Raw genomic sequence first — 24,159 nt, 5'->3', positions numbered from 1 at the left:
TATGGCGGCGCGGGCATGTCCTATCTGGCCCATGTGATCGCGGTCGAGGAAATCGCGCGCGCCTCGGCCTCGGTGTCGCTGTCCTACGGGGCGCATTCCAACCTGTGCGTGAACCAGATCAAGCTGAACGGCACCGACGCGCAGAAACGCAAATACCTGCCCGGCCTGCTTTCGGGCGAACATGTCGGCGCGCTTGCCATGTCCGAGGCGGGGGCGAGGTCCGACGTCGTGTCGATGAAGCTGCGCGCCGAAAGGCGGAACGGCTATTACACGCTGAACGGCACGAAATACTGGATCACCAACGGTCCCGATGCCGATACGCTGGTGGTCTATGCCAAGACCGACCCGGAGGCCGGGCCCAGGGGCATCACGGCCTTCATCATTGAGAAGACGATGAAGGGCTTTTCCACGTCTCCGCATTTCGACAAGCTCGGGATGCGTGGCTCGAACACGGCCGAACTGATCTTCGACGATGTGGAAGTCCCCTTCGAGAACGTCCTTGGCGAGGAGGGCAAGGGCGTTCGGGTGCTGATGTCGGGCCTGGACTACGAACGCGTGGTCTTGGCCGGCATCGGCACCGGAATCATGGCGGCCTGTCTGGATGAGATCATGCCCTATATGCGCGAGCGCAAGCAGTTCGGGCAGTCGATCGGGAATTTCCAGCTGATGCAGGGCAAGATCGCCGACATGTACACCGCGATGAACAGCGCGCGGGCCTATGTCTATGCTGTTGCACGCTCTTGTGATCGCGGCCGGGTGACGCGCCAGGATGCCGCCGCCTGCGTGCTTTACGCGTCCGAAGAGGCGATGAAGCAGGCCCATCAGGCGGTGCAAGCCATGGGCGGGGCTGGATTTCTGGCCGACAGCGCCGTGGCGCGGCTGTTCCGCGACGCCAAGCTGATGGAGATCGGCGCAGGCACGTCCGAGATCCGGCGGATGCTGGTTGGGCGTGAATTGATGAAGGCGATGGAGTAAAGCTGAGTAACACAATCAACTTTGAGAGGTGATCCCATGCGACTCTCCCTTCTTCTTGCCGCAAGCCTGGCCCTCGCAGCCCCTGCAATGGCACAACAGGTCCGGTTCTCGCCCGATGCCACGGAGGAATGCCTGAAAAAGCAGCGCACCCCCGGGGCGGAGGTGACATGCATCGGCGAATCCGCCCGTGCCTGTTTCCAGCGAATCAAGAACGCCTCGCCCAGCGATATCGCGGCCTGCATGGGGCAGGAGTCGGAATACTGGACGGCCCGGATGACGGCCGCCCACGACCGGCTGATGGTACTTGCCAAGGCTGCGGATGCCGATTTCGCGAAGAACCCGAAATCCAAGGACGTGCCCTTCAGCCTGACCGAGGATCTGGAAATCCAGCAGCAGAAATGGGCTGAATGGCGCGAGATCCGCTGCGCGGTCGAGGCGATGATGCGCCGCGGCACACCCTATACGACGACCGCCGCGGGCAATTGCACGATGAAACGGATTGGCGAACAGGCGCTGTTTCTGGAAAGCGCGGTCAAATACATGGAAACCAAGTAGCTTCTGCGCGCGCCGCCCCGGGGGAGGGGGCGGCGCGGGTGCGGGCGAAGGGAGGAGCACGGCAATGGCTACGGATCGCGCAGGCCCCCCGCAGTTCGGGGAGCAGTACGCATGCGCCTGAATTCCAATGCTATCCCCGGTTCGGACTCTTTCCGCTCGAACCGCGCCGCCCATCTGGACGCGCTGCGCCTGATCGAGGAGGCCGCCGCGCTGGCTGCCGCCGGGGGCGGCGAGAAGGCCCGCGAACGGCATCTGTCACGCGGCAAGATGCTCCCGCGCGAGCGGGTGGCGAACCTGCTGGACCCGGGCGCGCCGTTCCTGGAAATCGGCGCGACTGCGGCGCACGGACTTTACGGCGGCGACGCCCCCTGTGCGGGGGTGATCGCGGGCATCGGGCGGGTGCATGACCAGGAGGTCATGGTGGTGTGCAACGACGCCACCGTGAAGGGCGGCACCTATTACCCGATGACGGTCAAGAAGCATCTTCGCGCGCAGGAAATCGCCGAGGAATGCCATCTGCCCTGCGTCTACCTGGTGGATTCGGGCGGCGCCAACCTGCCCAACCAGGACGAGGTCTTCCCCGACCGCGACCATTTCGGGCGCATCTTCTACAACCAGGCCCGGATGAGCGCCAAGGGCATCCCCCAGATAGCCGTGGTGATGGGCTCCTGCACCGCGGGCGGCGCCTATGTCCCCGCCATGTCGGACGTCACCATCATCGTGCGCGACCAGGGCACGATCTTCCTCGCCGGCCCCCCGCTGGTGAAGGCCGCCACCGGTGAGGTCGTCACCGCCGAGGATCTGGGCGGCGGCGATGTCCACACCCGCCTTTCGGGCGTCGCCGACTACCTGGCCGAGGACGATGCCCATGCGCTGGCGCTCGCCCGTCGGGCAATCGCGCATCTCAACCGCGAGAAACCCGCAACCGTCCGGCTGGAAACGCCCGAAGACCCGGCCTGCGACCCCGAGGAATTGCTGGGTGTCGTGCCCGCCGACCTGCGCACGCCCTATGACATCCGCGAGGTGATCGCGCGCATCGTCGACGGCTCGCGCTTCGACGAGTTCAAGCCGCGCTTCGGCGAGACGCTGGTAACGGGCTTCGCCCACATCATGGGCATCCCCGTGGGCATCATCGCCAATAATGGCGTGATCTTCTCGGAATCCGCCCAGAAGGGCGCGCATTTCGTGGAACTCTGCTCCCAGCGCGGCACGCCGCTGATCTTCCTTCAGAACGTCACCGGCTTCATGGTCGGCCGCAAATACGAAAACGAGGGCATCGCGCGCCACGGTGCCAAGATGGTCACGGCCGTCGCCTCGACCAATGTGCCCAAGATCACCATGATCGTGGGCGGCAGCTTCGGCGCGGGCAATTACGGTATGGCGGGTCGCGCCTACCAGCCCCGCTTCCTCTGGACCTGGCCCAATTCCCGCATCTCGGTGATGGGCGGCGAACAGGCGGCGGATGTGCTGGCAACGGTCAGGCGCGACGCCATAGAACGGTCGGGCGCCACCTGGTCGCCCGAGGAGGAGGCCGAGTTCAGGCGTCCCACCATCGAGATGTTCGAGCGGCAAAGTCACCCGCTCTATGCCTCGGCCCGGCTCTGGGATGACGGCATCGTGGACCCGCGCAAGTCGCGCGCGGTGCTCGCCCTCTCGCTCTCGGCCGCGCTGAATGCGCCCATCCCCGAAACCCGCTTCGGCGTGTTCCGGATGTAGCCCCGCCCCCTCCTTCTTCTTGGGCCAAATACCCCGGGGGGTGCGGGGGGCTGGCCCCCCGCTGGCGACCGCAACAAGAGGCACGGATGTTCAGGAAAATCCTCATCGCCAACCGCGGCGAAATCGCCGTCCGCATCATTGCCACCGCCCGCCGGATGGGGGTGGCAACCGTCGCAGTCCATTCCGACGTTGACGAATGCGCCGCCCATGTCGCCGCCGCCGACGAGGCAGTGCCCATAGGCGGCGCAGCGCCGGCCGAAAGCTACCTGCGCGCCGAGCGCATCATCGCGGCCGCCCGCGCCACCGGGGCGCAGGCGATCCATCCGGGCTATGGCTTCCTGTCCGAGAACCCCGGTTTCGTCGATGCGGTCGAGGCGGCGGGGCTGGTTTTCATCGGCCCTTCGGCCTCCGCGATCCGGGCGATGGGGCTCAAGGATGCGGCCAAGGCACTTATGGAACAGGCGAGCGTTCCGGTGGTGCCGGGCTATCACGGCGACAACCAGGATGACGAACACCTGGCCGGTGCGGCCGAGGCCATCGGCTATCCCGTGCTCATCAAGGCCGTGGCAGGCGGCGGCGGCAAGGGCATGCGCAAGGTGCTGGCCACAGCCGATTTCCCCGCCGCCCTGTCCGCCGCCCGCTCGGAGGCCCGCAATGCCTTTGGCAATGATGCGGTGCTGATCGAGAAATATGTCGAGAAACCCCGCCATATCGAGGTTCAGGTCTTCGGCGACGGGGTGGACGCCGTGCATCTGTACGAACGCGACTGCTCGCTGCAACGCCGCCACCAGAAGGTGATCGAGGAAGCCCCCGCGCCCGGCATGACCGCCGAGATGCGCGCCGCGATGGGCGAGGCGGCGGTCAGGGCGGCGAAGGCCATCGGCTACAAGGGCGCGGGCACGGTCGAGTTCATCGTCGATGGCTCGGACGGGCTGAGGCCCGACCGGTTCTGGTTCATGGAGATGAATACAAGGCTTCAGGTCGAACATCCCGTGACCGAGGCGATCACCGGCCTCGATCTGGTGGAATGGCAGCTTCGCGTCGCCGCCGGAGAGGGGCTGCCGCTGCTGCAGGACGACATCCCGCTGACCGGCCATGCCTTCGAGGCGCGGCTTTACGCCGAGGACGTGCCCGCAGGCTTTCTGCCCGCTACGGGAACGCTGGCCCATCTGGCCTTTCCGCCCGGGCTGCGCGCCGATACGGGCGTGCGCACGGGCGACCGGATCAGCCCGTTCTATGACCCGATGATCGCCAAGATCGTCGTGCATGGCCCCACCCGCGCGCTCGCGCTGAACCGTCTGGCGCGCGCGTTGGAAGAGACGCAGGTGGCGGGCACGGTGACGAACCTGGCCTTTCTCGGCCGTCTTGCCCGGCATGAGGGCTTTTCGCGCGGCGAGGTCGATACCGGCCTGATCGAGCGCGACCTTGCCGCGCTGACCGAGGCGCCGGGCCCCTCGCTGGCCGTGCAGGCCGCCGCGCTGCTCGAAGCCGCCGCGCTGCCCGAGGGGCCGCTTGCAGGCTTCGCGCTCTGGTCGCCGCTCCGTCGGACGCTGACGCTGGCCCATGCGGGCGAGGAGATCACGGGCGTGGTGATGGCCACCGGCTCCGGCCGCGCAGAGGTCGAGATCGCGGGCGAGTTGCTCGAGGCGCATCGCGACGCGGGCGGCTGGCGCATCGCGGGCCGCGCGCCGGGGCAGGTGCTGCGGGCGGGCGGCGCGATCCATGTCTTTGCGGGGGAGGCGGGGACCTTCGGTTTCGTGCCGCTTGATCCGCTGGACAGGGCCGCGGCGGCGCATGCCCATTCCGGCGTGATCGAGGCGCCGATGCCGGGCCTTGTCAAGACGGTCTTTGCCACGGCAGGGCAGGCGGTGACGGTCGGCGAACCGCCGGTCATTCTCGAGGCGATGAAGATGGAACACACCCTGACCGCCCCGCGCGATGGCGTGGTGGCCGAGGTGATGGTCACGCCGGGCACCCAGGTCGAGCCCCACGCGCCGCTGATCCGGCTGGAGGATGCGGATGGCTGAGCGGGTCGAGATCTTCGAGGTCGGTCCGCGGGACGGGTTGCAGAACGAGAAGCGGCCGATCCCGACGGGCGAAAAGATCGCGCTGATCGACATGCTGTCGCGCGCCGGGTTCCGGCGGATCGAGGTGGCAAGTTTCGTCAGCCCGAAATGGGTGCCGCAGATGGCCGATGGCGCCGAGGTGCTGGCGGGCATCGTCCGCGTGCCGGGCGTGCGCTATGCCGCGCTGACCCCGAACATGCAGGGCTATGAACGGGCCAAGGCCGCGGGCGCGGACGAGATCGCGATCTTTGGCGCGGCATCGGAAGGGTTCAGCCGGGCCAATATCAATGCAACCATCGCCGAAAGCCTGGACCGTTTCGCCCCCGTGGCCGAGGCGGCGCGGGCCGACGGGATGCGCATGCGCGGCTATATTTCCTGCGTGACCGATTGCCCCTATGACGGCCCGACGCCGCCCGCGCGCGTTGCCGAGGTGGCCGAACGGCTGATGGGCCTTGGCTGCTACGAGATCTCCCTTGGCGACACGATCGGGCAGGGCACGCCGGACAGCGTATCCGCGATGCTGCGCACGGTGCTCGACGTCGCGCCGCCCGACCGGCTGGCGGGGCATTTCCATGACACCGCCGGGCGGGCGCTGGCCAATATCGAGGCGTCGCTGGCGCTGGGCTTGCGGGTCTTCGATGCGGCGGTGGGCGGGCTTGGCGGTTGCCCCTATGCAAAGGGCGCCACCGGCAACGTGGCGACCGAGGCGGTGGCGGCGCGGCTGGCGGAACTGGGCTACGCGACCGGGCTTGATCCGGCGGCGATCCAGGCGGCGGCGGCGATGGCGCGCGCGATGCGCACAGGCGAGGGAGGCGGGCGCGATGCGTGAGGAACTGGGAATCGAGATCGACGGGCGCGGCGTGGCGCGGCTGGTGCTGAACCGGATCGACAAGCACAACGCGCTGTCCGAAGATCTGATCGCAGCGCTGCATGCGGCGGCCGAGCGGCTTGGTGCCGATCCCGCGGTGCGCGTGGTCGTGCTGACCGGCAATGGCGCAAGTTTCTGCGCGGGCGGGGATCTGGCTTGGATGCAGGCCCAGATCGCGGCCGATGGCCCGACCCGGGCCGCGGCGGCGCGGCGGCTGGCGGCGATGCTGGGCGCGCTGAACACGATGCCCAGGCCGCTGATCGGGCGGGTGCAGGGGCAGGCCTTTGGCGGCGGCATGGGGCTGATATCGGTCTGCGACGTCGCGGTGGGGGTCAATACCGCGCGCTTCGCGCTGACCGAGACGCGGCTGGGCCTGATCCCGGCCACCATTGGCCCCTATGTCGCCGCGCGGCTGGGCGAGGCGGCGGCGCGGCGGGTGTTCCTGTCGGGCCGGCGTTTCGACGCGGGCGAGGCGGTGGCGATGGGCCTCTTGGCGCGGGCGGTGCCGGAATCGGAGCTGGACGCCGCGACCGAGGCCGAGGTCGCGCCCTTCCTTGCCTGTGCTCCGGATGCTGTCGCCCGCGCCAAGGCGCAGCTGCGCGCACTGGGTCCGCGCATCGACGAGGCGGTGATCGAGGACAGCATCGCCCGCCTTGTCGCGGCTTGGGAGAGTAACGAGGCGGCCGAGGGAATCGCGGCTTTCTTTGAGCGGCGCAAGCCGCGCTGGGCGGTCGGCGAGGCTGGCTGACACCCGCCGCCCGCGGCCGCGCTTTCCAGGCTCGGCGTCGAAGCGCATTGTTTTCCTTCGATTTTCCTGAATGCGTCATTCCGGCGCATTTTCAATGCGCACGACTGTATACATTTCCATCTGGCCGCGCTAACAGATGGGCCGACAAACGAGGACGAGCCTTGTTGGCCCGCCCTCGGTGCCCCGGCTAACGTCGCGGTAGAAAAGACGCGCAAAAGATTCAGCAATGCGCACAGGACAGAAGGGAGAACCCGGTGGAAGAGCTTCTGAGCAACTACCTGCCCATCGCGATCTTCTTCGGCATGGTGGTGGCGCTTGGCCTGCTGCTTTTGCTGTCGGCGGTTGTGATCGCGGTCAGGAGCCCCGATCCCGAGAAGCTTTCGGCCTATGAATGCGGCTTCAACGCCTTCGACGATGCACGGATGAGCTTCGACGTGCGATTCTACCTCGTGGCGATCCTCTTCATCATCTTCGACCTCGAAATTGCGTTCCTGTTTCCCTGGGCCGTGTCCTTCGGTGAGATGGGGATGCTGGGCTTCTGGTCGATGATGGTCTTCCTGGGCGTCCTGACCGTGGGCTTTGCCTATGAATGGAAGAAGGGGGCGCTGGAATGGGCGTGACGACGAACCCGACGACCGCCGGTCCGGATGCCGAACAGGCCACGCGCGCGCTGAATGCCGAGTTGCAGGATCGCGGTTTCCTTGTCACCTCTACCGCGGACATCATTAATTGGGCGCGGACGGGCTCGCTGCACTGGATGACCTTCGGTCTGGCCTGTTGTGCGATCGAGATGATCCATGTCTCGATGCCACGCTATGACCTCGAACGCTTCGGCACCGCGCCGCGTGCAAGCCCGCGCCAGTCGGACCTGATGATCGTGGCGGGCACGCTGACCAACAAGATGGCCCCCGCGCTGCGCAAGGTCTACGACCAGATGCCAGAGCCGCGCTATGTGATCTCGATGGGGTCCTGCGCCAATGGCGGGGGCTATTACCACTACAGCTATTCGGTGGTGCGCGGCTGCGACCGGATCGTGCCGGTCGACATCTATGTGCCGGGCTGCCCGCCGACCGCCGAGGCGCTGCTGTATGGCATCCTGCAATTGCAGCGCAAGATCCGCCGCACCGGGACCATCGTGCGATGACCGGCCCGGCGGACGCCTTGGGCGCGGTGCGTGTCGGGGTAGGATGTGACATGGTCACATACATCCCCGTAGGCTTTGGCACAGAAGGAGCGCGGAGAAGGGCGCATGGCCAGTCGATGCACCTGGGGAGGATGAGCGATGGATGACGCGCTGAGGGAACTCGGCGAGCATGTCGCCGCGCGCCGCAGCGACAGCGTGATCGGCTGGGAGGTGACGCGTGGCGAGCTGACCGTGACCGCCGCCCCGTCCGCGATCGTGGGGCTGGTCGAATTCCTGCGCGCGGACGCCTCCTGCCGGTTCTCGACGCTGGTCGACATCACCGCGGTCGACTACCCCGAGCGCGAGGCGCGCTTCGACGTGGTCTATCATTTCCTGTCGATGTTCCAGAACCAGCGCATCCGGGTGAGATGCGCCGTCCGCGAGGACGAGATGATCCCCTCGATCACGACCGTCCACCCCTCGGCCAACTGGTTCGAGCGCGAGGTGTTCGACATGTTCGGCATCATCTTTTCGGGCCACCCGGACCTGCGCCGCATCCTGACCGATTACGGCTTTCGCGGGCATCCGCTGCGCAAGGATTTCCCGACCACCGGCTATGACGAGGTGCGCTATTCCGAGACCGAAAAGCGCGTGGTCTACGAGCCGGTCAAGCTGACGCAGGAATACCGGCTGTTCGATTTCATGAGCCCGTGGGAAGGCGCGGACTATATCCTGCCGGGCGATGACAAGGCCGCCGGGGCCGAGGGGCAGCCATGACCGGAGAGGCGACGCTCATGTTCGGGGTCGGCGCGACCAAGGCGGGCACCTCGTGGCTGCACCGCTATCTGGAGCGGCATCCAGACTGCCACCTGCGCTCGATAAAGGAGCTGCATTTCTTCGATGCGCTTGAAGGCGGGCGACTGGAACGGGCGCGGGCCGAACTGAATGAGGAGCGCGCCCGTCTGGCCGTTCGTCCGGTTCCGGCCAACCGCGCCCGGGCCGAGACGCGTGCCCGGCGGCTGAAGGACATGGCGGACTGGTCGTCGGCATTGGAGGTGGGCACCGAGGCGGCCTATCTGGAATATCTCGAGTCCGGACGCGGCACCCGCCGCCTTATTGCGGACATAACACCTGCGTATTCCCTGCTGCCGGTGGGGCGATTGAAACGGATGGCGGCGATGGCGTCGGATGTGCGCTTCGTCTACCTTTTGCGGGACCCGGTCGACCGGCTCTGGAGCCATGTGCGCATGATCGCGCGCCGCCGCGCCAATCCGGGCGAGGCGATCGGGCCGAGGGCGGGGCGCATTCTTGCGCGCGTCATTGCGGGCGACGAGACCCATATTGCCGAGCGGGGCGATTACCGATCGGTGCTGACCCGGCTGTGGGCAGCGGTCGATCCGACGCGGCTTTGTCTTTCCTACTATGAGGAACTGTTCTCGCAGTCCTCGATCGACCGGATCTGCGGGTTCCTGGGGATCGCGACCAGGCCGGCCGAACTGGGTGTGCGGGTGCATGCGGGCGTGCCGGTGCCGATGAGCCGCGAGCAGAGGCGCGCGGCGGCGGAATGGCTGGCGCCGCAATACGATTTCGTGGCAGAGCGGCTGGGACGCGTGCCTCCTGTCTGGCAATCGCATCGGGTGGGGGTGTGAGATGAAGGACAACACCATGGGCGTGCGGGCGGGCGAGCAGAGCATCCGCAACTTCAACATCAACTTCGGGCCGCAACACCCTGCGGCGCACGGCGTTCTGCGGCTGGTGCTGGAGCTGGACGGCGAGATCGTGGAACGTGCCGACCCGCATATAGGGCTGTTGCATCGCGGCACCGAGAAGCTGATGGAAAGCCGCACCTATCTGCAGAACCTGCCCTATCTGGACCGGCTGGATTACGTCGCGCCGATGAATCAGGAACATGCCTGGTGCCTGGCGATCGAAAAGCTGACCGAAACGCAGGTGCCGCGCCGGGCGCAATTGATCCGCGTGCTTTATTCGGAGATCGGCCGGGTGCTGAACCACCTGCTGAACGTCACCACGCAGGCGATGGATGTGGGCGCCCTGACGCCGCCGCTCTGGGGCTTCGAGGAACGCGAAAAGCTGATGATCTTCTACGAGCGGGCCTGCGGGGCGCGGCTGCATGCGGCCTATTTCCGGCCCGGCGGCGTGCATCAGGACCTGCCGCCCGCGCTGATCGAGGAAATCGACGCCTGGGCCGTCGATTTCCCCCGGGTGCTTGACGATCTGGACGGGCTGCTGACGGAGAACCGGATCTTCAAGCAGCGCAATGTCGATATCGGCGTCATCACTCAGCAAGAGGCTCTGGACTGGGGCTTTTCCGGCGTGATGGTGCGCGGATCGGGCATGGCGTGGGACCTGCGCCGGGCGCAACCCTATGAATGCTATGACGAGTTCGAGTTCCAGGTGCCCATCGGCAGGAATGGCGATTGCTACGACCGCTATCTGGTGCGCATGGAGGAGATGCGCCAGTCCACTCATATCATCCGGCAGGCCTGCGAAAAGCTGCGGCGCGAACCGGGCGAGGTGCTGAACCGGGGCAAGATCGCGCCGCCGACACGGGCCGAGATGAAGACCTCGATGGAGGCTCTGATCCATCACTTCAAACTATATACCGAGGGTTTTCACGTTCCGGCAGGCGAAGTTTATGCCGCGGTCGAGGCGCCCAAGGGCGAGTTCGGGGTCTATCTGGTGGCGGATGGCACCAACCGTCCCTATCGCGCCAAGCTGCGTGCGCCAGGCTTCCTGCATCTGCAGGCGCTGGACCACATGACACGCGGCCATCAACTGGCCGATGTGGCCGCGATCATCGGCACGATGGACGTGGTGTTCGGAGAGATTGACCGGTGAGTCGGCCGGTCGTCATATCCGCCCGCGCTGCGGGCTGGACTTGCGCCGGTGCTGGGGCCGGCGTGGAGATCCGTTTGCCGCGCATCGCGGAGGGCGGTGCTGGGGTGTCGGCGGGGGGCCGTCGGCATGACAAGGGGGCTGTTGTGAAACCGGCGGGCGGCATCGGGTCGCCCACGGACCGGACCGCGCGGCGATGCGCGGGAACCATGACAGGAGCGCGTCTTGCCGCGCTCGCAACCCAAGGAGTGACATCCATGAAGACCCTCAAGACCCTCAAGACCCTGGCGATCCTCGCCGCCCTTTCGCCTGCCGCGGCCATGGCCGAATCCTCGGTCTCGGCGTCCGATCTCGACAAGTTCCGCGCGGCGATGACCGGGACGAACTGCATGGTCAACAATGAAGAGCAGGCCGGCCAGGTGGAACGCGCGACCGGTTTCAGCGAGGACAGGCTGGAGGCCATCGTCGTCGAACTCCGCAAGCTTGGCGAGATCGAAAACATAAACGATCAGGGCGGCATCCGCCTGATTTCGGGAGACTGTGCCAAGTAATGCTTAGACGTCTGCACCACGAGCAACCGGACAGCTTCGCGTTCACGCCCGAGAACCGGGCGTGGGCCGAGGCCCAGATCGGCAAGTATCCGTCCGGTCGGCAAGCCAGTGCGATCATCCCGCTTCTGTGGCGTGCCCAGGAGCAGGAGGGCTGGCTGACCCGGCCAGCGATCGAGCATGTCGCCGACATGCTGGACATGGCGTATATCCGGGCACTCGAGGTGGCGACGTTCTACTTCATGTTCCAGCTCTCCCCGGTCGGGTCGTTGGCCCATGTGCAGGTCTGCGGCACGACCTCCTGCCTGATCTGCGGGGCCGAGGACCTGATCGGGGTCTGCCGCGAAAAGATCGCCGAAAAGCCGCACCTGCTGTCGCCCTGTGGCCGGTTCAGTTGGGAAGAGGTCGAGTGCCTGGGTGCGTGCTCGAACGCGCCGATGGTGCAGATCGGCAAGGATTACTACGAGGACCTGACCGCCGAACGGCTGGCCTTCATCCTCGACGAACTGGCCGCTGGCCGGGTGCCGCCGCCGGGGCCGCAGAATGGCCGCTTTGCCTCGGAACCTCTGGGTGGGCCGACCAGCCTGACCGGGCAGGGTGGGCGGCGGCTTGAGCGGAACGCTTCGGTCGATCTGGCCCGGACAATCGGCGACACGATCAAGCGGATTGACGGGACCGAGGTGCCGCTTCTGACGCCCTGGAGGCGTGCGGGGGCTGCGGCGGAAGACGTCAAGACAGATGGCGGCTGACGCGCTACAAAGGGCGTCGGATGAACAACCGTCGAAGCGGAGACAAGAGATGAATATTTCTCGCAGTGAAGCGAAGTTCAAGATGGCCATCTTCTGGTGGTTTGTGGCCGCCGTGATTGGCGTGACCGTCATGGCCTTCCTCGTCTGGATCGGCATCTGGGCCCTCGTGGCCTTTGCCGCGGGCGCAGGCACCGGTATCGTTGCAGGGTTCTTCCTGATCGCGAATTTCTGTCGGACCGACGAAGAGATGGCCGCAAGCGCCAAGGCGCTGCGCGAGGGCGAGGCTGCCCGCAAGCCCTATCTCGATGCGAATGCTGCCAAGGTGATCGTGCCGTCGAAGAAACCGGGATCGGGAACCGTGAAGGTTGCACCGACCGTGCCGAAATCGGCCCCCAAGGCGGCCGTTGCACCGAAACCAGCCACTGCCCCGGCCGCCGCGCCTGCGCCGGTGGCAGAGGTCGGCAAGCGTCCCGCTGCGCTCAACGCGCCGCGCAAGGGCGGCGCGGACGATCTGACCCGCATCAAGGGTGTCGGGGCCAAGCTTGAAAAGCTGTGCAACGATCTGGGCTTTTACCACTACGATCAGATCGCCAGCTGGACGCCGGAAGAGGTGGCTTGGGTCGACGAGAACCTCGAAGGCTTCAAGGGCCGCGTGAGCCGTGACGAGTGGGTTGCGCAGGCCAAGGTTCTGGCCGCGGGTGGCGAAACGGAGTTTTCCAAGAAGACCGACTGAGGAAAACTCGACTGAGCAAGCTGCGACGGGTGGGGCGAAGACAGACGACGCGCGGCGGATCAAGGAGCCGGGTCCAGCAAGATGGACCGGCCCCCGACCCCGCCGCCCGCCTTCCCCGCGGAGCCGGGCCGAGGGCAGCTTAACCTGCCCGTCGGCCGCCGCACCCGGCCTGTGTCGGGTTCTGTGCCCTGCCGCCTTTGTGGGGCGCGAGATGGAAGATCCGGCAGAACGGCCGGGACCAACGGGGATGAGCCATGCTGACCGATCAGGACCGCATCTTCACCAATCTCTACGGGATGCATGACCGCACCCTCTCCGGCGCGCGGTCCCGTGGGCATTGGGACGGCACGGCGGCGATCATCGCCAAGGGGCGCGACTGGATCATCGACGAGATGAAGAAATCCGGTCTTCGCGGCCGTGGCGGGGCTGGTTTCCCGACCGGTCTCAAATGGTCCTTCATGCCGAAGGAAAGCGACGGGAGGCCGCACTACCTGGTCATCAACGCGGATGAATCCGAGCCGGGCACCTGCAAGGACCGCGAGATCATGCGCCACGACCCCCACACGCTGATCGAGGGGGCGCTGATCGCGAGTTTCGCGATGGGGGCGCATGCGTCCTATATCTACATCCGCGGGGAATACATCCGCGAGCGCGAGGCGCTGCAAGCCGCGATCGACGAAGCCTATGAGGCCGGGCTTCTGGGCCGGAACGCCGCGAGAACGGGCTGGGATTTCGACCTGTACCTTCATCATGGCGCCGGTGCCTATATCTGCGGCGAGGAAACCGCGCTTCTGGAAAGCCTCGAGGGCAAGAAGGGCATGCCCCGGATGAAACCGCCCTTCCCGGCGGGCTCGGGGCTTTACGGCTGCCCGACCACGGTGAACAACGTCGAATCCATCGCCGTCGTGCCCACCATCCTGCGCCGGGGCGGCGACTGGTTCGCCAGCTTCGGGCGACCGAACAATGCGGGCACCAAGATCTTCGCGATTTCGGGCCATGTGAACCACCCCTGCGTCGTCGAGGAAAGCATGTCGATCGGGCTGCGCGAGCTGCTGGACCGGCATTGCGGCGGTGTGCGGGGCGGCTGGGACAATCTCAAGGCGGTGATCCCCGGCGGCTCGTCGGTGCCGCTGATCCCGGCCAGTATCTGCGACGAGGCGATCCTGGACTTCGACTGGCTGCGCGAGCAGCACTCGGCCTTCGGCACGGCGGCTGTGATCGTGATGGACCAGTCCACCGATGTCATCAAGGCGATCTGGCGACTGGCGAAATTCTACAAGCACGAAAGCTGCGGCCAGTGCACCCCTTGCCGCGAGGGCACCGGTTGGATGATGCGGGTGATGGAGCGGCTGGTCACCGGCGAGGCCGAGATCGAGGAGATCGACCTGCTGTTCGACGTCTCGAAACAGGTCGAGGGCCACACGATCTGCGCGCTCGGCGATGCAGCGGCATGGCCGATCCAGGGCCTGATCCGGCATTTCCGCGACGAGATCGAGGACCGCATCAAGGCCCGCAAGACCGGGCGGCTCAGCGCGGTTGCGGCCGAGTGAGAGGCAGGGTGCACATAAGCGCGACCGTGCGGGTCTGTTATTGCATTGCAGCGCCCCTCGGCCCCATTTCGGGCAGCGATGGGGGCCGGTTGTCGGCGCCCCGCGCCGTCGCGAAAGGAATTCCGCCCATGCGCCTGATCCTCTCTGCCGCCCTCGCCCTGGTCATGGCCGCCACGACCGTCCAGGCCGCCGAGGCCCGTCCGCCGCTGCGCGAGCATGTCGAGGTCAATCGCGGGCTGACCGTGATCGCCATCGCCGACATGATCCGCAAGAATTGCGACAGCATCGAGCCCAGGATGGTCCGCGCCTATGGCTTCATGCGCGCGTTGAAGGACGAGGCCAGCGCTGCAGGTTACTCCGACCGCGAGATCGAGACCTATGTCTCGGACAAGGCCGAGAAGAAGCGCATCGAGGACGCCGCCCGCGCCTGGCTGGTGGCGCGCGGCGTGCGGCCGGGCGAGGGTGCAAGCTACTGCCCGGTGGGCCTCGCTGAGATCGCGCGCAACAGCCAGGTCGGCGTTCTTTTGAGGGCGCGATGAGCGTGGGGGCTGGGCAGCACAGCGCCGGCGCGGCGGCAGGAACCGGGACGAGAGGCCCGCGCCGATAGGCGCGCGCGGGCGAGGATACGACAGGGCAAGGGCATGGCAGAGCTACGCAAGATCATCATCGACGAGCACGAGATCGAGGTCGACCCCGCGATGACCGTGCTTCAGGCGTGCGAACTGGCGGGCATCGAGGTGCCGCGCTTCTGCTATCACGAACGGCTGTCGATTGCCGGGAACTGCCGGATGTGCCTTGTGGAAATCGTCGGCGGCCCGCCGAAACCCGCGGCCTCCTGCGCGATGCAGGTGCGCGACCTGCGTCCCGGCCCCGAGGGTCAGCCGCCCGTCGTGCGCACGAAAAGCCCCATGGTCAAGAAGGCGCGCGAAGGGGTGATGGAGTTCCTGCTCATCAACCACCCGCTGGACTGTCCGATCTGCGACCAGGGCGGCGAATGCGATCTGCAAGACCAGGCAATGGCTTACGGGGTCGATTTCAGCCGTTACCGCGAGCCCAAGCGCGCCACCGAGGACCTGGACCTTGGCCCGCTGGTGGCGACCTGTATGACGCGCTGTATTTCCTGCACCCGCTGCGTGCGCTTCACGACCGAGGTCGCGGGGATCACCCAGATGGGCCAGACCGGGCGCGGCGAGGATGCCGAGATCACGTCCTATCTGGGCCAGACGCTGGACAGCGAATTGCAGGGCAACATCATCGACCTGTGCCCGGTCGGCGCGCTGACCTCGAAGCCCTATGCCTTCACCGCCCGGCCGTGGGAGCTGACCAAGACCGAGACCATCGACGTGATGGACGCGCTGGGGTCGAACATCCGCGTCGACACCAAGGGCCGCGAGGTCATGCGCATCCTGCCGCGCAACCATGACGGCGTGAACGAGGAATGGATCTCGGACAAGACCCGTTTCGTGTGGGACGGGCTGCGCCGCCAGCGGCTGGACAGGCCCTATATCCGCGAGAACGGCAAGCTGCGCCCCGCCACCTGGCCCGAGGCGCTGGCGGCAGCCGCCACGGCGATCCGGGGCGCGCGGAAGCTTGCGGGGCTCGTAGGCGATCTGGTGCCGGTCGAGGCCGCCCTTGCGCTCAAGGAACTGGTCGAGGGGCAGGGCGGGCATGTGGAATGCCGTGTGGACGGGGCGCGGCTGCCGGCGGGCAACCGCTCGGCCTATGTCGGCAATGCCGCGATCGAGGATATCGACCACGCCCGCAACATCTACCTGATCGGCACCAACCCGCGGGCCGAGGCGCCGGTGCTGAACGCGCGGATCCGCAAGGCATGGCTGCATGGGGCAAGTGTGCAGCGGGTCGGGCCGGTTGCGGACCTGACCTATGATGTTGCCGATCTGGGCGCGGACCGCGCGGCGCTGGCGCGTCTGGTCGAGGGCGCCGGGCCGCAGGACAACGCGCTGGTGATCGTCGGGCAGGGTGCGCTGCGCGAGGCCGATGGCGCGGCGGTGCTGGCCGCGGCGATGCTTCTGGCCGAGAAGACCGGCGGCGGGATGCTGGTGCTGCACACGGCCGCTTCGCGGGTCGGCGCGATGGACCTGGGCTGCGTGAGCGCGCCCGGCCTTGCCGGGCTGATGGAGGGCGCGGATGTCGTGCTGAACCTGGGCGCGGACGAGATCGACATTGCGCCCGGCCCCTTCGTGATCTACCAGGGCAGCCATGGCGACCGCGGCGCGCACCGCGCCGACGTGATCCTGCCGGGTGCTGCATACACGGAGGAGCCGGGGCTGTTCGTCAATACCGAGGGCCGGGCGCAACTGGCGCTGCGCGCCGGTTTCCCGCCGGGCGAGGCGCGCGAGAACTGGGCGATCCTGCGCGCGCTGTCGGGCGAACTGGGCGCGACGCTGCCCTATGACACGCTGGCGGCGCTGCGCAAGCGGCTGGTCGGGCGGTTCCCGCACCTGGGCCTGATCGACGAATTGCCCGAGAACACCTGGGATCCGCTGCCCGCCGCGCCGCTCGGCGGCGGGGCGTTTCTGCCTGCGGTCTCCGATTTCTACCTGACCAATCCGATCGCGCGGGCCTCGCGGTTGATGGCCGAACTGTCCGCAAATGCCAAGGCGCGCCGCTCGGCGCCATTGGCAGCGGAATAGCCTGTGCGGGGGGCTCGCCGTCATATCGCGCCGGTGGTGGCGCTGGCGCTGATGGCCGGCACGGAGGCCTGTGCGCCCAACGTGCCGCCGCCGGCCCAGCCCGGGGCCGATGCAGGCGGCGCAGCCCGAGCGGGCGCGCGCGCACCGGCCTATCTGGGCGCCGAGGCGGTGGTGCTCAGCTCCGATCTGGTGAACATCGTCGTGCGGATGCGCGACCCGGAAAGCACTGGAATGATCGAGGCCTATGCCCGATGCGCGGCGGCGAATTTTGCGCTGGTTCAGGGCATGAACTTCCTGCGCCCGGTGCGCACGCAGATCGGCACGGAACCGGGCGGCGTGGTCAAGGCCGATGCCGTCTACACGATGTCGGCGGCTCTGCCCGAAGGGATCAGGACCATCGACGCCGAGGTGGTGGTGGCCGATTGTGCCGGGCAAGGCATACCGGTGGTCTGAGGAACGAAGGGACGAGATGGCGAATTTTCTGGATACCGGCTTCGGGGTGGCGCTGACGATCATGGCGCAGTCGCTGATGGTCATTGCCTTCGTGATGATCTCGCTGCTGTTTCTCGTCTATGGCGACCGCAAGATCTGGGCGGCGGTGCAGTTGCGCCGTGGGCCGAACGTCGTGGGCGCCTTTGGCCTGTTGCAGACGGTGGCCGACGCGCTGAAATATGTGGTCAAGGAGGTCATCGTGCCTGCGGGCGCGGATCGGCCTGTCTTCCTGCTGGCGCCGATGATCGCCTTTGTCATGGCGATGCTGGCCTGGGCGGTGATCCCGTTCTCGGATCGGCTGGTGCTGGCCGATATCAACGTGGCAATCCTTTATGTCCTCGCGATTTCCTCGCTCGAGGTCTACGGGGTCATCATGGGGGGCTGGGCCTCGAACTCGAAATACCCCTTCCTCGGCTCGCTGCGCTCGGCGGCGCAGATGATCTCCTACGAGGTATCCATCGGGCTGATCATCATCGGGGTGATCCTGTCCACCGGCAGCCTGAATTTCGGCGCCATCGTCGCGGCGCAGGATGGCAGTTTCGGCATTTTCTCGTGGTACTGGCTGCCGCATCTGCCCATGGTGTTCCTGTTCTTCATCTCGGCGCTGGCCGAGACGAACCGCCCGCCCTTCGACCTTCCGGAAGCGGAATCCGAACTGGTGGCGGGCTACCAGGTCGAATATTCCTCGACGCCCTTCCTGCTGTTCATGGCGGGCGAATACATCGCCATCTTCCTGATGTGCGCGCTGGTGAGCCTGCTGTTCTTCGGCGGGTGGCTCTCGCCCATTCCGGGGCTGCCTGACGGGGCGATCTGGATGGTGCTCAAGATGGCGGGGTTCTTCTTCCTCTTCTCCATGGTCAAGGCGATTGTGCCGCGTTACCGCTATGACCAGTTGATGCGGCTGGGCTGGAAGGTGTTCCTGCCGATGTCGCTGGCCTGGGTGGTGATCGTGGCGTTCCTTGCGAAATTCGAACTGTTCGGCGGCGCCTATGCCCGCTGGGCGGTGGGAGGCTGACAATGACCGCGATGGACTGGAAACGCGCCGGGAAATATTTCCTGCTGATGGACTTTCTCGTGGGCTTCAAGCTGGGGATGAAATATTTCCTCGCGCCCAAGACCACGGTGAACTACCCGCATGAAAAGGGGCGGCTTTCCCCCCGCTTCCGCGGCGAACATGCGCTGCGCCGCTATCCCAGTGGCGAGGAACGCTGCATCGCCTGCAAGCTGTGCGAGGCGATCTGTCCGGCGCAGGCCATCACCATCGACGCCGAACCGCGCGCGGATGGCAGCAGGCGGACCACGCGCTATGACATCGACATGACGAAATGCATCTATTGCGGCTTCTGCCAGGAGGCGTGTCCCGTGGATGCCATCGTCGAAGGCCCCAACTTCGAATTCGCCACCGAAACGCGCGAGGAGCTGTTCTACGACAAGGCCAAGCTCCTGGAAAACGGTGACCGCTGGGAAGCCGAGATCGCCCGCAACCTCGAACTGGATGCACCCTACCGATGAGCGGATACGCCAAACTCTTCGAACAGATGCTTGAGCAGAGCCACAAGATGGCCCGCGCCTTCAACCCGGCGCTGGAAAGCTTTCAGGTGCACGGCTTCGACAAGCTGATCCCCACCATGCCCAAGGACTTCATCGAAATGATGTGGGGCAACACCTTCAACCGCGAGGGACTGGATGCCAAGACGCGGCTTCTGGTGGTGCTGGCGGGGCTGACGGTGCTGGGCGCGCAGGCCGACACGCAGTTCAAGCTGACCCTGCGTCACGCGCTCGCGGCGGGGGCCACCGAACGCGAGATCGCCGAGGTGATCTATCAGATGGCGATGCTGGGCGGCATCCCGGCGATGACGCGCGCGCTGGAACTGGCGCAGTCCGTGTTCGACGAGCAGCACAGGAACGAGGAGGACGGCGGATGAGCGTCGCGGAGTTCGCATTCTACTGCTTTGCCGCGGTCACGGTCGCCTCGGGGCTGTTCGTGGTGCTGGCGCGCAACCCTGTCCATTCGGTGCTGTGGCTGATCCTGGCCTTCCTGTCATCCGCGGGGCTGTTCGTTCTCCTGGGGGCCGAGTTCGTGGCGATGCTCTTGGTGATCGTCTATGTCGGCGCGGTGGCGGTGCTGTTCCTGTTCGTGGTGATGATGCTGGATGTCGATTTCACCGAACTCAAGGCCCGGATGGCAGCCTATTTCCCCATCGCGGCGCTGATCGGGGCGGTGTTCCTGGCGCAGCTCGTGATGGTGTTCGGCGTATGGCAAAGCTCGGACGGGGCGGCGCAGCTGCGCGGCGCGCCCACGCCCGACCCGGCCGAGATGCATAACACCAAGGCGCTGGGGAACCTGCTTTACGACCAGTATATCCACCTGTTCCAGGCTGCGGGGCTGATCCTGCTGGTGGCGATGATCGGGGCGATCGTGCTGACGCTGCGCCACCGCACGGACGTCAAGCGCCAGGACGTGCTGGCGCAGATGTATCGTGACCCGGCCAAGGCGATGGAACTGAAGGACGTCAAACCGGGGCAGGGCCTCTGACCCCGGAGCAACCAGAACAGGCGGGCAGGACGCCCGGAGGGACGGAATGATCGGACTGGAATATTACCTGACGGTGGCCGCTGCGCTTTTCGTCATCGCCATATTCGGCATCTTTGTGAACCGAAAGAATGTCATCGTCATCCTGATGTCGATCGAACTGATGCTGTTGTCGGTCAACATCAACCTTGTCGCCTTTTCGGCCTATCTGGGCGATCTGGTGGGGCAGGTGTTCACCCTGTTCGTCCTGACCGTCGCCGCCGCCGAGGCCGCCATCGGCCTTGCGATCCTCGTCTGCTTCTACCGCAACCGCGGGTCCATCGCGGTGGACGATGTCAACGTGATGAAGGGGTAAGGGCCAATGGAAAAGATCATCCTCTTTGCCCCCCTGATCGGCGCGATCCTGTGCGGCTTCGGCTGGCGCATCCTTGGCGAGAGGGCCGCGCTCTGGACCACGACGGGGCTTGTCTTCCTGTCGATGCTGTTCTCCTGGGCGGTGTTCCTGGGCTTCGACGGCGTGACGCGGCAGGTCGAGATCTTTCGCTGGATCGAAAGCGGCAGCATGGTCGCCGACTGGGCGATCCGGGTGGACCGGCTGACCGCGATCATGCTGATCGTCGTCACGACAGTCTCGGCCTTCGTCCATCTCTACAGCTTCGGCTACATGGATCACGACCCCGAATGGCGCGAGGGCGAGATCTACAAGCCGCGTTTCTTCGCCTATCTGTCCTTCTTCACCTTCAGCATGCTGGCACTGGTGACGGCGGACAACATCGTGCAGCTTTTCTTCGGCTGGGAAGGGGTGGGCGTCGCCTCCTACCTGCTGATCGGGTTCTACTATCGCAAGCCCTCGGCCAACGCCGCCGCGATCAAGGCGTTCGTGGTCAACCGGGTGGGCGATTTCGGCTTCCTGTTGGGCATCTTCGCGCTGTTCTTCCTCGTCGACTCGGTGAAATTCGACGACATCTTCGCCGCCGCCCCGGCCATCGGGCAGACCGATCTGACCTTCCTGAACGGCACCTGGAACGCGGCCAATGTGGTCGGGGTGCTGCTGTTCATCGGGGCGATGGGCAAGTCGGCGCAGTTGCTGCTGCACACTTGGCTGCCCGACGCGATGGAGGGGCCGACGCCCGTTTCCGCCCTGATCCATGCCGCGACCATGGTGACGGCGGGCGTCTTCCTGATGTCGCGCATGTCGCCCATCCTGGAATTTGCCCCCGACGCGCAGACCATGATCGTCGTGGTCGGCGCCGCGACCGCCTTCTTTGCTGCGACCGTGGGGCTGGTGCAGAACGACATCAAGCGGGTGATCGCCTATTCGACCTGTTCGCAACTGGGCTACATGTTCGTTGCGGTCGGCGTAGGCGTATATTCGGCCGCGATGTTCCACCTGTTCACCCATGCCTTCTTCAAGGCGCTTCTGTTCCTTGGCGCGGGCTCGGTCATCCATGCGATGCACCACGAACAGGACATGCGCCGCTATGGTGGGTTGAAGGACAGGATCCCCTATACGTTCTACGCTATGCTGATCGGCACGCTGGCGATCACCGGGGTCGGCATCCCGCTGACGCATATCGGCTTTGCCGGGTTCCTGTCGAAGGATGCGATCATCGAAAGCGCCTGGGGCGGCGGGGCGACCTGGGCGTTCTGGACGCTGGTGATCGCGGCGGCCATGACCAGCTTCTATTCCTGGCGGCTGATGTTCCTGACGTTCTGGGGCACACCCCGGGGCGACAAGCACACACATGAACATGCCCATGAGAGTCCGCGGACCATGCTGGTCCCGCTGGGCGTTCTCAGCCTGGGTGCGGTTCTGGCAGGCATGGTCTGGTTCTCGGACTTCTTCGGTAGCCAGGAGCAGGTGAACCGCTTCTACGGCATCCCCAGCCCCGAGATCGCCGCCGTCGATGGCACGCCCGCGCATCCGCTGCCGAGGCAGGGCGCGCTGTACATGGGGCCCGACAACAACGTGATGGATGCCGCGCATCACGCGCCGAAATGGGTGAAATCCGCGCCCTTCCTTGCGATGCTGCTGGGGCTCGGGATCGCCTACATGTTCTATATCAGCGTGCCCGAATTGCCCGGTCGCATGGCCCGGACCTTCCGGCCGGTCTATCTGTTCCTGCTCAACAAGTGGTATTTCGACGAGTTCTTCGACGCGATCTTCGTGAACCCGGCCAAGAGCATCGGCTGCGCGTTGTGGAAGGGGGGCGATGGCAGTGTGATCGACGGGGCGGTGAACGGGGTCTCGATGGGGATCGTGCCGTTCTTCACCCGCGTCGCGGGGCGGTTGCAGTCGGGCTATCTCTATCACTACGCCTTTGCGATGGTGATCGGCATTGCCCTTCTCATCACCTGGATGATGCTGACCGGGGGGGCTGAGTGATGGAAAACCTTCTGTCGATCATCATCTTCACGCCGCTGATCGCCGCGCTGATCCTGGCCGTGTTCCTGCGCGGCGAGGATGCGGCGGCGCAGAAGAACGCCAAGTGGCTGGCGCTGATCGCGACCACCGCGACCTTCCTGATCTCGCTGTTCGTGCTGTTCGGCTTCGACCCGTCGAACCCCGATTTCCAGTTCGTCGAGGACCGCGCATGGCTGATGGGGCTGCGCTACAAGATGGGCGTGGATGGCATTTCGGTGCTGTTCGTGATGCTGACCACCTTCCTCATGCCCCTGACCATCGCGGCCTGCTGGAACGTGACCCACCGCGTCAAGGAATACATGATCGCGTTTCTCGTGCTGGAAACGCTGATGATTGGCGTCTTCACCGCGCTGGATCTGGTGCTGTTCTACCTGTTCTTCGAGGGCGGGCTGATCCCGATGTTCCTGATCATCGGCATCTGGGGCGGCAAGGAACGCATCTACGCCACGTTCAAGTTCTTCCTCTACACCTTCCTCGGCTCGGTGCTGATGCTGGTCGCCATCGTGGCGATGTTCGTGGATGCAGGCACGACCGACATTCCGACGCTTCTGCGGCATGAATTCAGCGCGGGCAGCCTGTCCTTTGCCGGGCGCGAGATCGTGGGCGGCATGCAGACGCTGCTGTGGCTGGCCTTCTTCGCGAGCTTCGCGGTCAAGATGCCGATGTGGCCGGTCCATACCTGGCTGCCGGATGCCCACGTTCAGGCGCCCACGGCCGGGTCCGTGGTGCTGGCTGCGATCCTGCTGAAGATGGGGGGCTATGGCTTCCTGCGCTTCAGCCTGCCGATGTTCCCGATGGCCTCCGATATCTGGGCACCGCTGGTGTTCTGGCTCTCGGCCATCGCCATCGTCTACACCTCGCTGGTGGCGCTGGCGCAGTCCGACATGAAGAAGCTGATCGCCTATTCCTCGGTCGCGCATATGGGGTTCGTGACCATGGGCATCTTTGCGGCGAACCAGCAGGGGCTGGACGGGGCGATCTTCCAGATGATTTCGCACGGCTTCATCTCGGGAGCGCTGTTCCTGTGTGTCGGTGTGATCTATGACCGGATGCACACCCGCGAGATCGACGCCTATGGCGGGCTGGTGAACCGGATGCCGGCCTACGCCTTTGTCTTCATGCTGTTCACCATGGCCAATGTGGGTCTGCCCGGCACCTCGGGTTTCGTGGGCGAGTTCCTCACGCTGGCGGGTGTCTTCCAGGTCAACACCTGGGTCGCGGCGGTGGCCTGTACCGGGGTGATCCTGTCGGCGGGCTATGCGCTGTGGCTTTATCGGCGGGTGGTGTTCGGCGGGCTCATCAAGGAAAGCCTCAAGGCGATCCGCGACATGAACCTGCGCGAGCGGGCGATCTTTGCGCCGCTGGTGGCGATGACGCTGCTGCTTGGGGTGTACCCGGCGCTGGTGACCGATATCGTCGGCCCCTCGGTCGAGGCGCTGTTGTCGAACTACCAGACCGCGCTGAACGCGGCCGAGGCCGCGACGCGGCTGGCGCAGAACTGAGGGGACCGTGATGATCTCTGCCGATCTTTCCGTTGTGCTGCCGGAGATTGCACTGGCCGTCTATGC

General features: G+C 65.9%; 24 protein-coding genes and 1 pseudogene. All 25 read left to right on the top strand.

Annotated elements, in window-relative coordinates; translation table 11 throughout:
• A partial coding sequence (locus tag ENN83_RS04225) for an acyl-CoA dehydrogenase family protein (protein ID WP_287184395.1) occupies positions 1–975 on the top strand: 975 nt, incomplete at its 5' end.
• Positions 976–1,062: 87 nt separating this feature from the next.
• On the top strand, positions 1,063–1,530 hold the full coding sequence (locus ENN83_RS04220; protein WP_287184393.1) for a lysozyme inhibitor LprI family protein: 468 nt from the start codon (positions 1,063–1,065) through the stop codon (positions 1,528–1,530).
• Positions 1,531–1,641: 111 nt separating this feature from the next.
• Positions 1,642–3,246 (top strand): carboxyl transferase domain-containing protein, encoded by a 1,605-nt coding sequence (locus ENN83_RS04215; protein ID WP_287184390.1) that lies wholly within the window; start codon positions 1,642–1,644, stop codon positions 3,244–3,246.
• 86 nt (positions 3,247–3,332) lie between these two features.
• Positions 3,333–5,273 (top strand): acetyl/propionyl/methylcrotonyl-CoA carboxylase subunit alpha, encoded by a 1,941-nt coding sequence (locus ENN83_RS04210; RefSeq protein ID WP_287184388.1) that lies wholly within the window; start codon positions 3,333–3,335, stop codon positions 5,271–5,273.
• A complete protein-coding gene (locus tag ENN83_RS04205) occupies positions 5,266–6,141 on the top strand; it encodes a hydroxymethylglutaryl-CoA lyase (RefSeq protein ID WP_287184385.1) in 876 nt (291 codons plus the stop codon). The genes ENN83_RS04210 and ENN83_RS04205 overlap by 8 nt, the downstream gene beginning before the upstream one ends.
• Positions 6,134–6,928, top strand: coding sequence for a crotonase/enoyl-CoA hydratase family protein (locus tag ENN83_RS04200; RefSeq protein WP_287184382.1), 795 nt, complete (start codon positions 6,134–6,136; stop codon positions 6,926–6,928). Before ENN83_RS04205 ends, ENN83_RS04200 begins: the two co-directional genes overlap by 8 nt.
• 254 nt (positions 6,929–7,182) lie before the next feature.
• Positions 7,183–7,548 (top strand): NADH-quinone oxidoreductase subunit A, encoded by a 366-nt coding sequence (locus ENN83_RS04195; protein WP_132696257.1) that lies wholly within the window; start codon positions 7,183–7,185, stop codon positions 7,546–7,548.
• Positions 7,539–8,072, top strand: coding sequence for a NuoB/complex I 20 kDa subunit family protein (locus tag ENN83_RS04190; RefSeq protein WP_287184377.1), 534 nt, complete (start codon positions 7,539–7,541; stop codon positions 8,070–8,072). The genes ENN83_RS04195 and ENN83_RS04190 overlap by 10 nt, the downstream gene beginning before the upstream one ends.
• 138 nt (positions 8,073–8,210) lie before the next feature.
• A complete protein-coding gene (locus ENN83_RS04185; protein ID WP_287184375.1) occupies positions 8,211–8,828 on the top strand; it encodes an NADH-quinone oxidoreductase subunit C in 618 nt (205 codons plus the stop codon).
• Entirely contained in the window at positions 8,825–9,700 is an 876-nt protein-coding gene (locus ENN83_RS04180) for a sulfotransferase family protein (RefSeq protein ID WP_287184373.1), read from the top strand. The genes ENN83_RS04185 and ENN83_RS04180 overlap by 4 nt, the downstream gene beginning before the upstream one ends.
• Before the next feature lies 1 nt (position 9,701).
• Entirely contained in the window at positions 9,702–10,910 is a 1,209-nt protein-coding gene (locus ENN83_RS04175; RefSeq protein WP_287184371.1) for an NADH-quinone oxidoreductase subunit D, read from the top strand.
• A 74-nt stretch (positions 10,911–10,984) separates the two neighbouring features.
• Positions 10,985–11,458 (top strand): hypothetical protein, encoded by a 474-nt coding sequence (locus tag ENN83_RS04170; protein ID WP_287184370.1) that lies wholly within the window; start codon positions 10,985–10,987, stop codon positions 11,456–11,458.
• Positions 11,458–12,171: pseudogene (nuoE, locus tag ENN83_RS04165) on the top strand (NADH-quinone oxidoreductase subunit NuoE); the annotation flags it as partial. The gene ENN83_RS04170 and the pseudogene nuoE, both read left to right, overlap by 1 nt.
• A 22-nt stretch (positions 12,172–12,193) precedes the next feature.
• Positions 12,194–12,937: a hypothetical protein gene (locus ENN83_RS04160; RefSeq protein ID WP_287184366.1), complete on the top strand. Its 744-nt coding sequence runs from the start codon at positions 12,194–12,196 to the stop codon at positions 12,935–12,937.
• 254 nt (positions 12,938–13,191) lie between these two features.
• Positions 13,192–14,487, top strand: coding sequence for an NADH-quinone oxidoreductase subunit NuoF (nuoF, locus tag ENN83_RS04155; protein ID WP_287184364.1), 1,296 nt, complete (start codon positions 13,192–13,194; stop codon positions 14,485–14,487).
• A 128-nt stretch (positions 14,488–14,615) separates the two neighbouring features.
• Positions 14,616–15,026, top strand: a complete 411-nt coding sequence (locus tag ENN83_RS04150) for a DUF5333 domain-containing protein (protein WP_287184362.1) — start codon at positions 14,616–14,618, stop codon at positions 15,024–15,026.
• Between the two features lie 102 nt (positions 15,027–15,128).
• Positions 15,129–17,141: an NADH-quinone oxidoreductase subunit NuoG gene (nuoG, locus tag ENN83_RS04145; protein WP_287184360.1), complete on the top strand. Its 2,013-nt coding sequence runs from the start codon at positions 15,129–15,131 to the stop codon at positions 17,139–17,141.
• Between the two features lie 3 nt (positions 17,142–17,144).
• The gene (locus ENN83_RS04140; RefSeq protein ID WP_287184358.1) at positions 17,145–17,594 is read left to right on the top strand and encodes a hypothetical protein; all 450 of its coding nucleotides are present in this window, start codon (positions 17,145–17,147) and stop codon (positions 17,592–17,594) included.
• Between the two features lie 16 nt (positions 17,595–17,610).
• Entirely contained in the window at positions 17,611–18,648 is a 1,038-nt protein-coding gene (nuoH, locus tag ENN83_RS04135) for an NADH-quinone oxidoreductase subunit NuoH (RefSeq protein WP_287184356.1), read from the top strand.
• Positions 18,649–18,650: 2 nt separating this feature from the next.
• A complete protein-coding gene (gene nuoI / locus ENN83_RS04130) occupies positions 18,651–19,145 on the top strand; it encodes an NADH-quinone oxidoreductase subunit NuoI (protein WP_287184353.1) in 495 nt (164 codons plus the stop codon).
• The gene (locus ENN83_RS04125) at positions 19,142–19,558 is read left to right on the top strand and encodes a carboxymuconolactone decarboxylase family protein (RefSeq protein WP_287184351.1); all 417 of its coding nucleotides are present in this window, start codon (positions 19,142–19,144) and stop codon (positions 19,556–19,558) included. The genes nuoI and ENN83_RS04125 overlap by 4 nt, the downstream gene beginning before the upstream one ends.
• A complete protein-coding gene (locus tag ENN83_RS04120; protein ID WP_287184349.1) occupies positions 19,555–20,169 on the top strand; it encodes an NADH-quinone oxidoreductase subunit J in 615 nt (204 codons plus the stop codon). The genes ENN83_RS04125 and ENN83_RS04120 overlap by 4 nt, the downstream gene beginning before the upstream one ends.
• Positions 20,170–20,215: 46 nt before the next feature.
• On the top strand, positions 20,216–20,521 hold the full coding sequence (gene nuoK / locus ENN83_RS04115; RefSeq protein ID WP_287184347.1) for an NADH-quinone oxidoreductase subunit NuoK: 306 nt from the start codon (positions 20,216–20,218) through the stop codon (positions 20,519–20,521).
• A gap of 6 nt (positions 20,522–20,527) precedes the next feature.
• The gene (nuoL, locus tag ENN83_RS04110) at positions 20,528–22,552 is read left to right on the top strand and encodes an NADH-quinone oxidoreductase subunit L (RefSeq protein WP_287184345.1); all 2,025 of its coding nucleotides are present in this window, start codon (positions 20,528–20,530) and stop codon (positions 22,550–22,552) included.
• Positions 22,552–24,093: an NADH-quinone oxidoreductase subunit M gene (locus ENN83_RS04105; protein ID WP_287184343.1), complete on the top strand. Its 1,542-nt coding sequence runs from the start codon at positions 22,552–22,554 to the stop codon at positions 24,091–24,093. Before nuoL ends, ENN83_RS04105 begins: the two co-directional genes overlap by 1 nt.
• The last annotated feature ends 66 nt before the right edge of the window (positions 24,094–24,159 follow it).

The sequence above is a fragment of the Rhodovulum sp. genome (assembly GCF_011048875.1).
In the GTDB taxonomy this organism is placed as follows: Bacteria; Pseudomonadota; Alphaproteobacteria; order Rhodobacterales; family Rhodobacteraceae; genus Rhodovulum; species Rhodovulum tesquicola.
The sequence above is the reverse complement of the archived record's forward strand: the minus strand, read 5'-3'. Positions and strand labels throughout refer to the sequence as shown.

Bases quoted from the DNA above. Each gene is read 5' to 3' on its own strand.
- nuoF (WP_287184364.1), top strand. From the start codon at position 13,192: ATGCTGACCGATCAGGACCGCATCTTCACCAATCTCTACGGGATGCAT.
- ENN83_RS04180 (WP_287184373.1), top strand. From the start codon at position 8,825: ATGACCGGAGAGGCGACGCTCATGTTCGGGGTCGGCGCGACCAAGGCG.
- nuoH (WP_287184356.1), top strand. From the start codon at position 17,611: ATGGCGAATTTTCTGGATACCGGCTTCGGGGTGGCGCTGACGATCATG.
- ENN83_RS04215 (WP_287184390.1), top strand. From the start codon at position 1,642: ATGCGCCTGAATTCCAATGCTATCCCCGGTTCGGACTCTTTCCGCTCG.
- ENN83_RS04160 (WP_287184366.1), top strand. From the start codon at position 12,194: ATGGCGGCTGACGCGCTACAAAGGGCGTCGGATGAACAACCGTCGAAG.
- ENN83_RS04150 (WP_287184362.1), top strand. From the start codon at position 14,616: ATGCGCCTGATCCTCTCTGCCGCCCTCGCCCTGGTCATGGCCGCCACG.
- ENN83_RS04125 (WP_287184351.1), top strand. From the start codon at position 19,142: ATGAGCGGATACGCCAAACTCTTCGAACAGATGCTTGAGCAGAGCCAC.
- nuoL (WP_287184345.1), top strand. From the start codon at position 20,528: ATGGAAAAGATCATCCTCTTTGCCCCCCTGATCGGCGCGATCCTGTGC.
- ENN83_RS04175 (WP_287184371.1), top strand. From the start codon at position 9,702: ATGAAGGACAACACCATGGGCGTGCGGGCGGGCGAGCAGAGCATCCGC.
- ENN83_RS04220 (WP_287184393.1), top strand. From the start codon at position 1,063: ATGGCACAACAGGTCCGGTTCTCGCCCGATGCCACGGAGGAATGCCTG.
- ENN83_RS04120 (WP_287184349.1), top strand. From the start codon at position 19,555: ATGAGCGTCGCGGAGTTCGCATTCTACTGCTTTGCCGCGGTCACGGTC.
- ENN83_RS04205 (WP_287184385.1), top strand. From the start codon at position 5,266: ATGGCTGAGCGGGTCGAGATCTTCGAGGTCGGTCCGCGGGACGGGTTG.
- ENN83_RS04105 (WP_287184343.1), top strand. From the start codon at position 22,552: ATGGAAAACCTTCTGTCGATCATCATCTTCACGCCGCTGATCGCCGCG.
- ENN83_RS04185 (WP_287184375.1), top strand. From the start codon at position 8,211: ATGGATGACGCGCTGAGGGAACTCGGCGAGCATGTCGCCGCGCGCCGC.
- ENN83_RS04210 (WP_287184388.1), top strand. From the start codon at position 3,333: ATGTTCAGGAAAATCCTCATCGCCAACCGCGGCGAAATCGCCGTCCGC.
- ENN83_RS04190 (WP_287184377.1), top strand. From the start codon at position 7,539: ATGGGCGTGACGACGAACCCGACGACCGCCGGTCCGGATGCCGAACAG.
- nuoK (WP_287184347.1), top strand. From the start codon at position 20,216: ATGATCGGACTGGAATATTACCTGACGGTGGCCGCTGCGCTTTTCGTC.
- ENN83_RS04200 (WP_287184382.1), top strand. From the start codon at position 6,134: ATGCGTGAGGAACTGGGAATCGAGATCGACGGGCGCGGCGTGGCGCGG.
- nuoI (WP_287184353.1), top strand. From the start codon at position 18,651: ATGACCGCGATGGACTGGAAACGCGCCGGGAAATATTTCCTGCTGATG.
- nuoG (WP_287184360.1), top strand. From the start codon at position 15,129: ATGGCAGAGCTACGCAAGATCATCATCGACGAGCACGAGATCGAGGTC.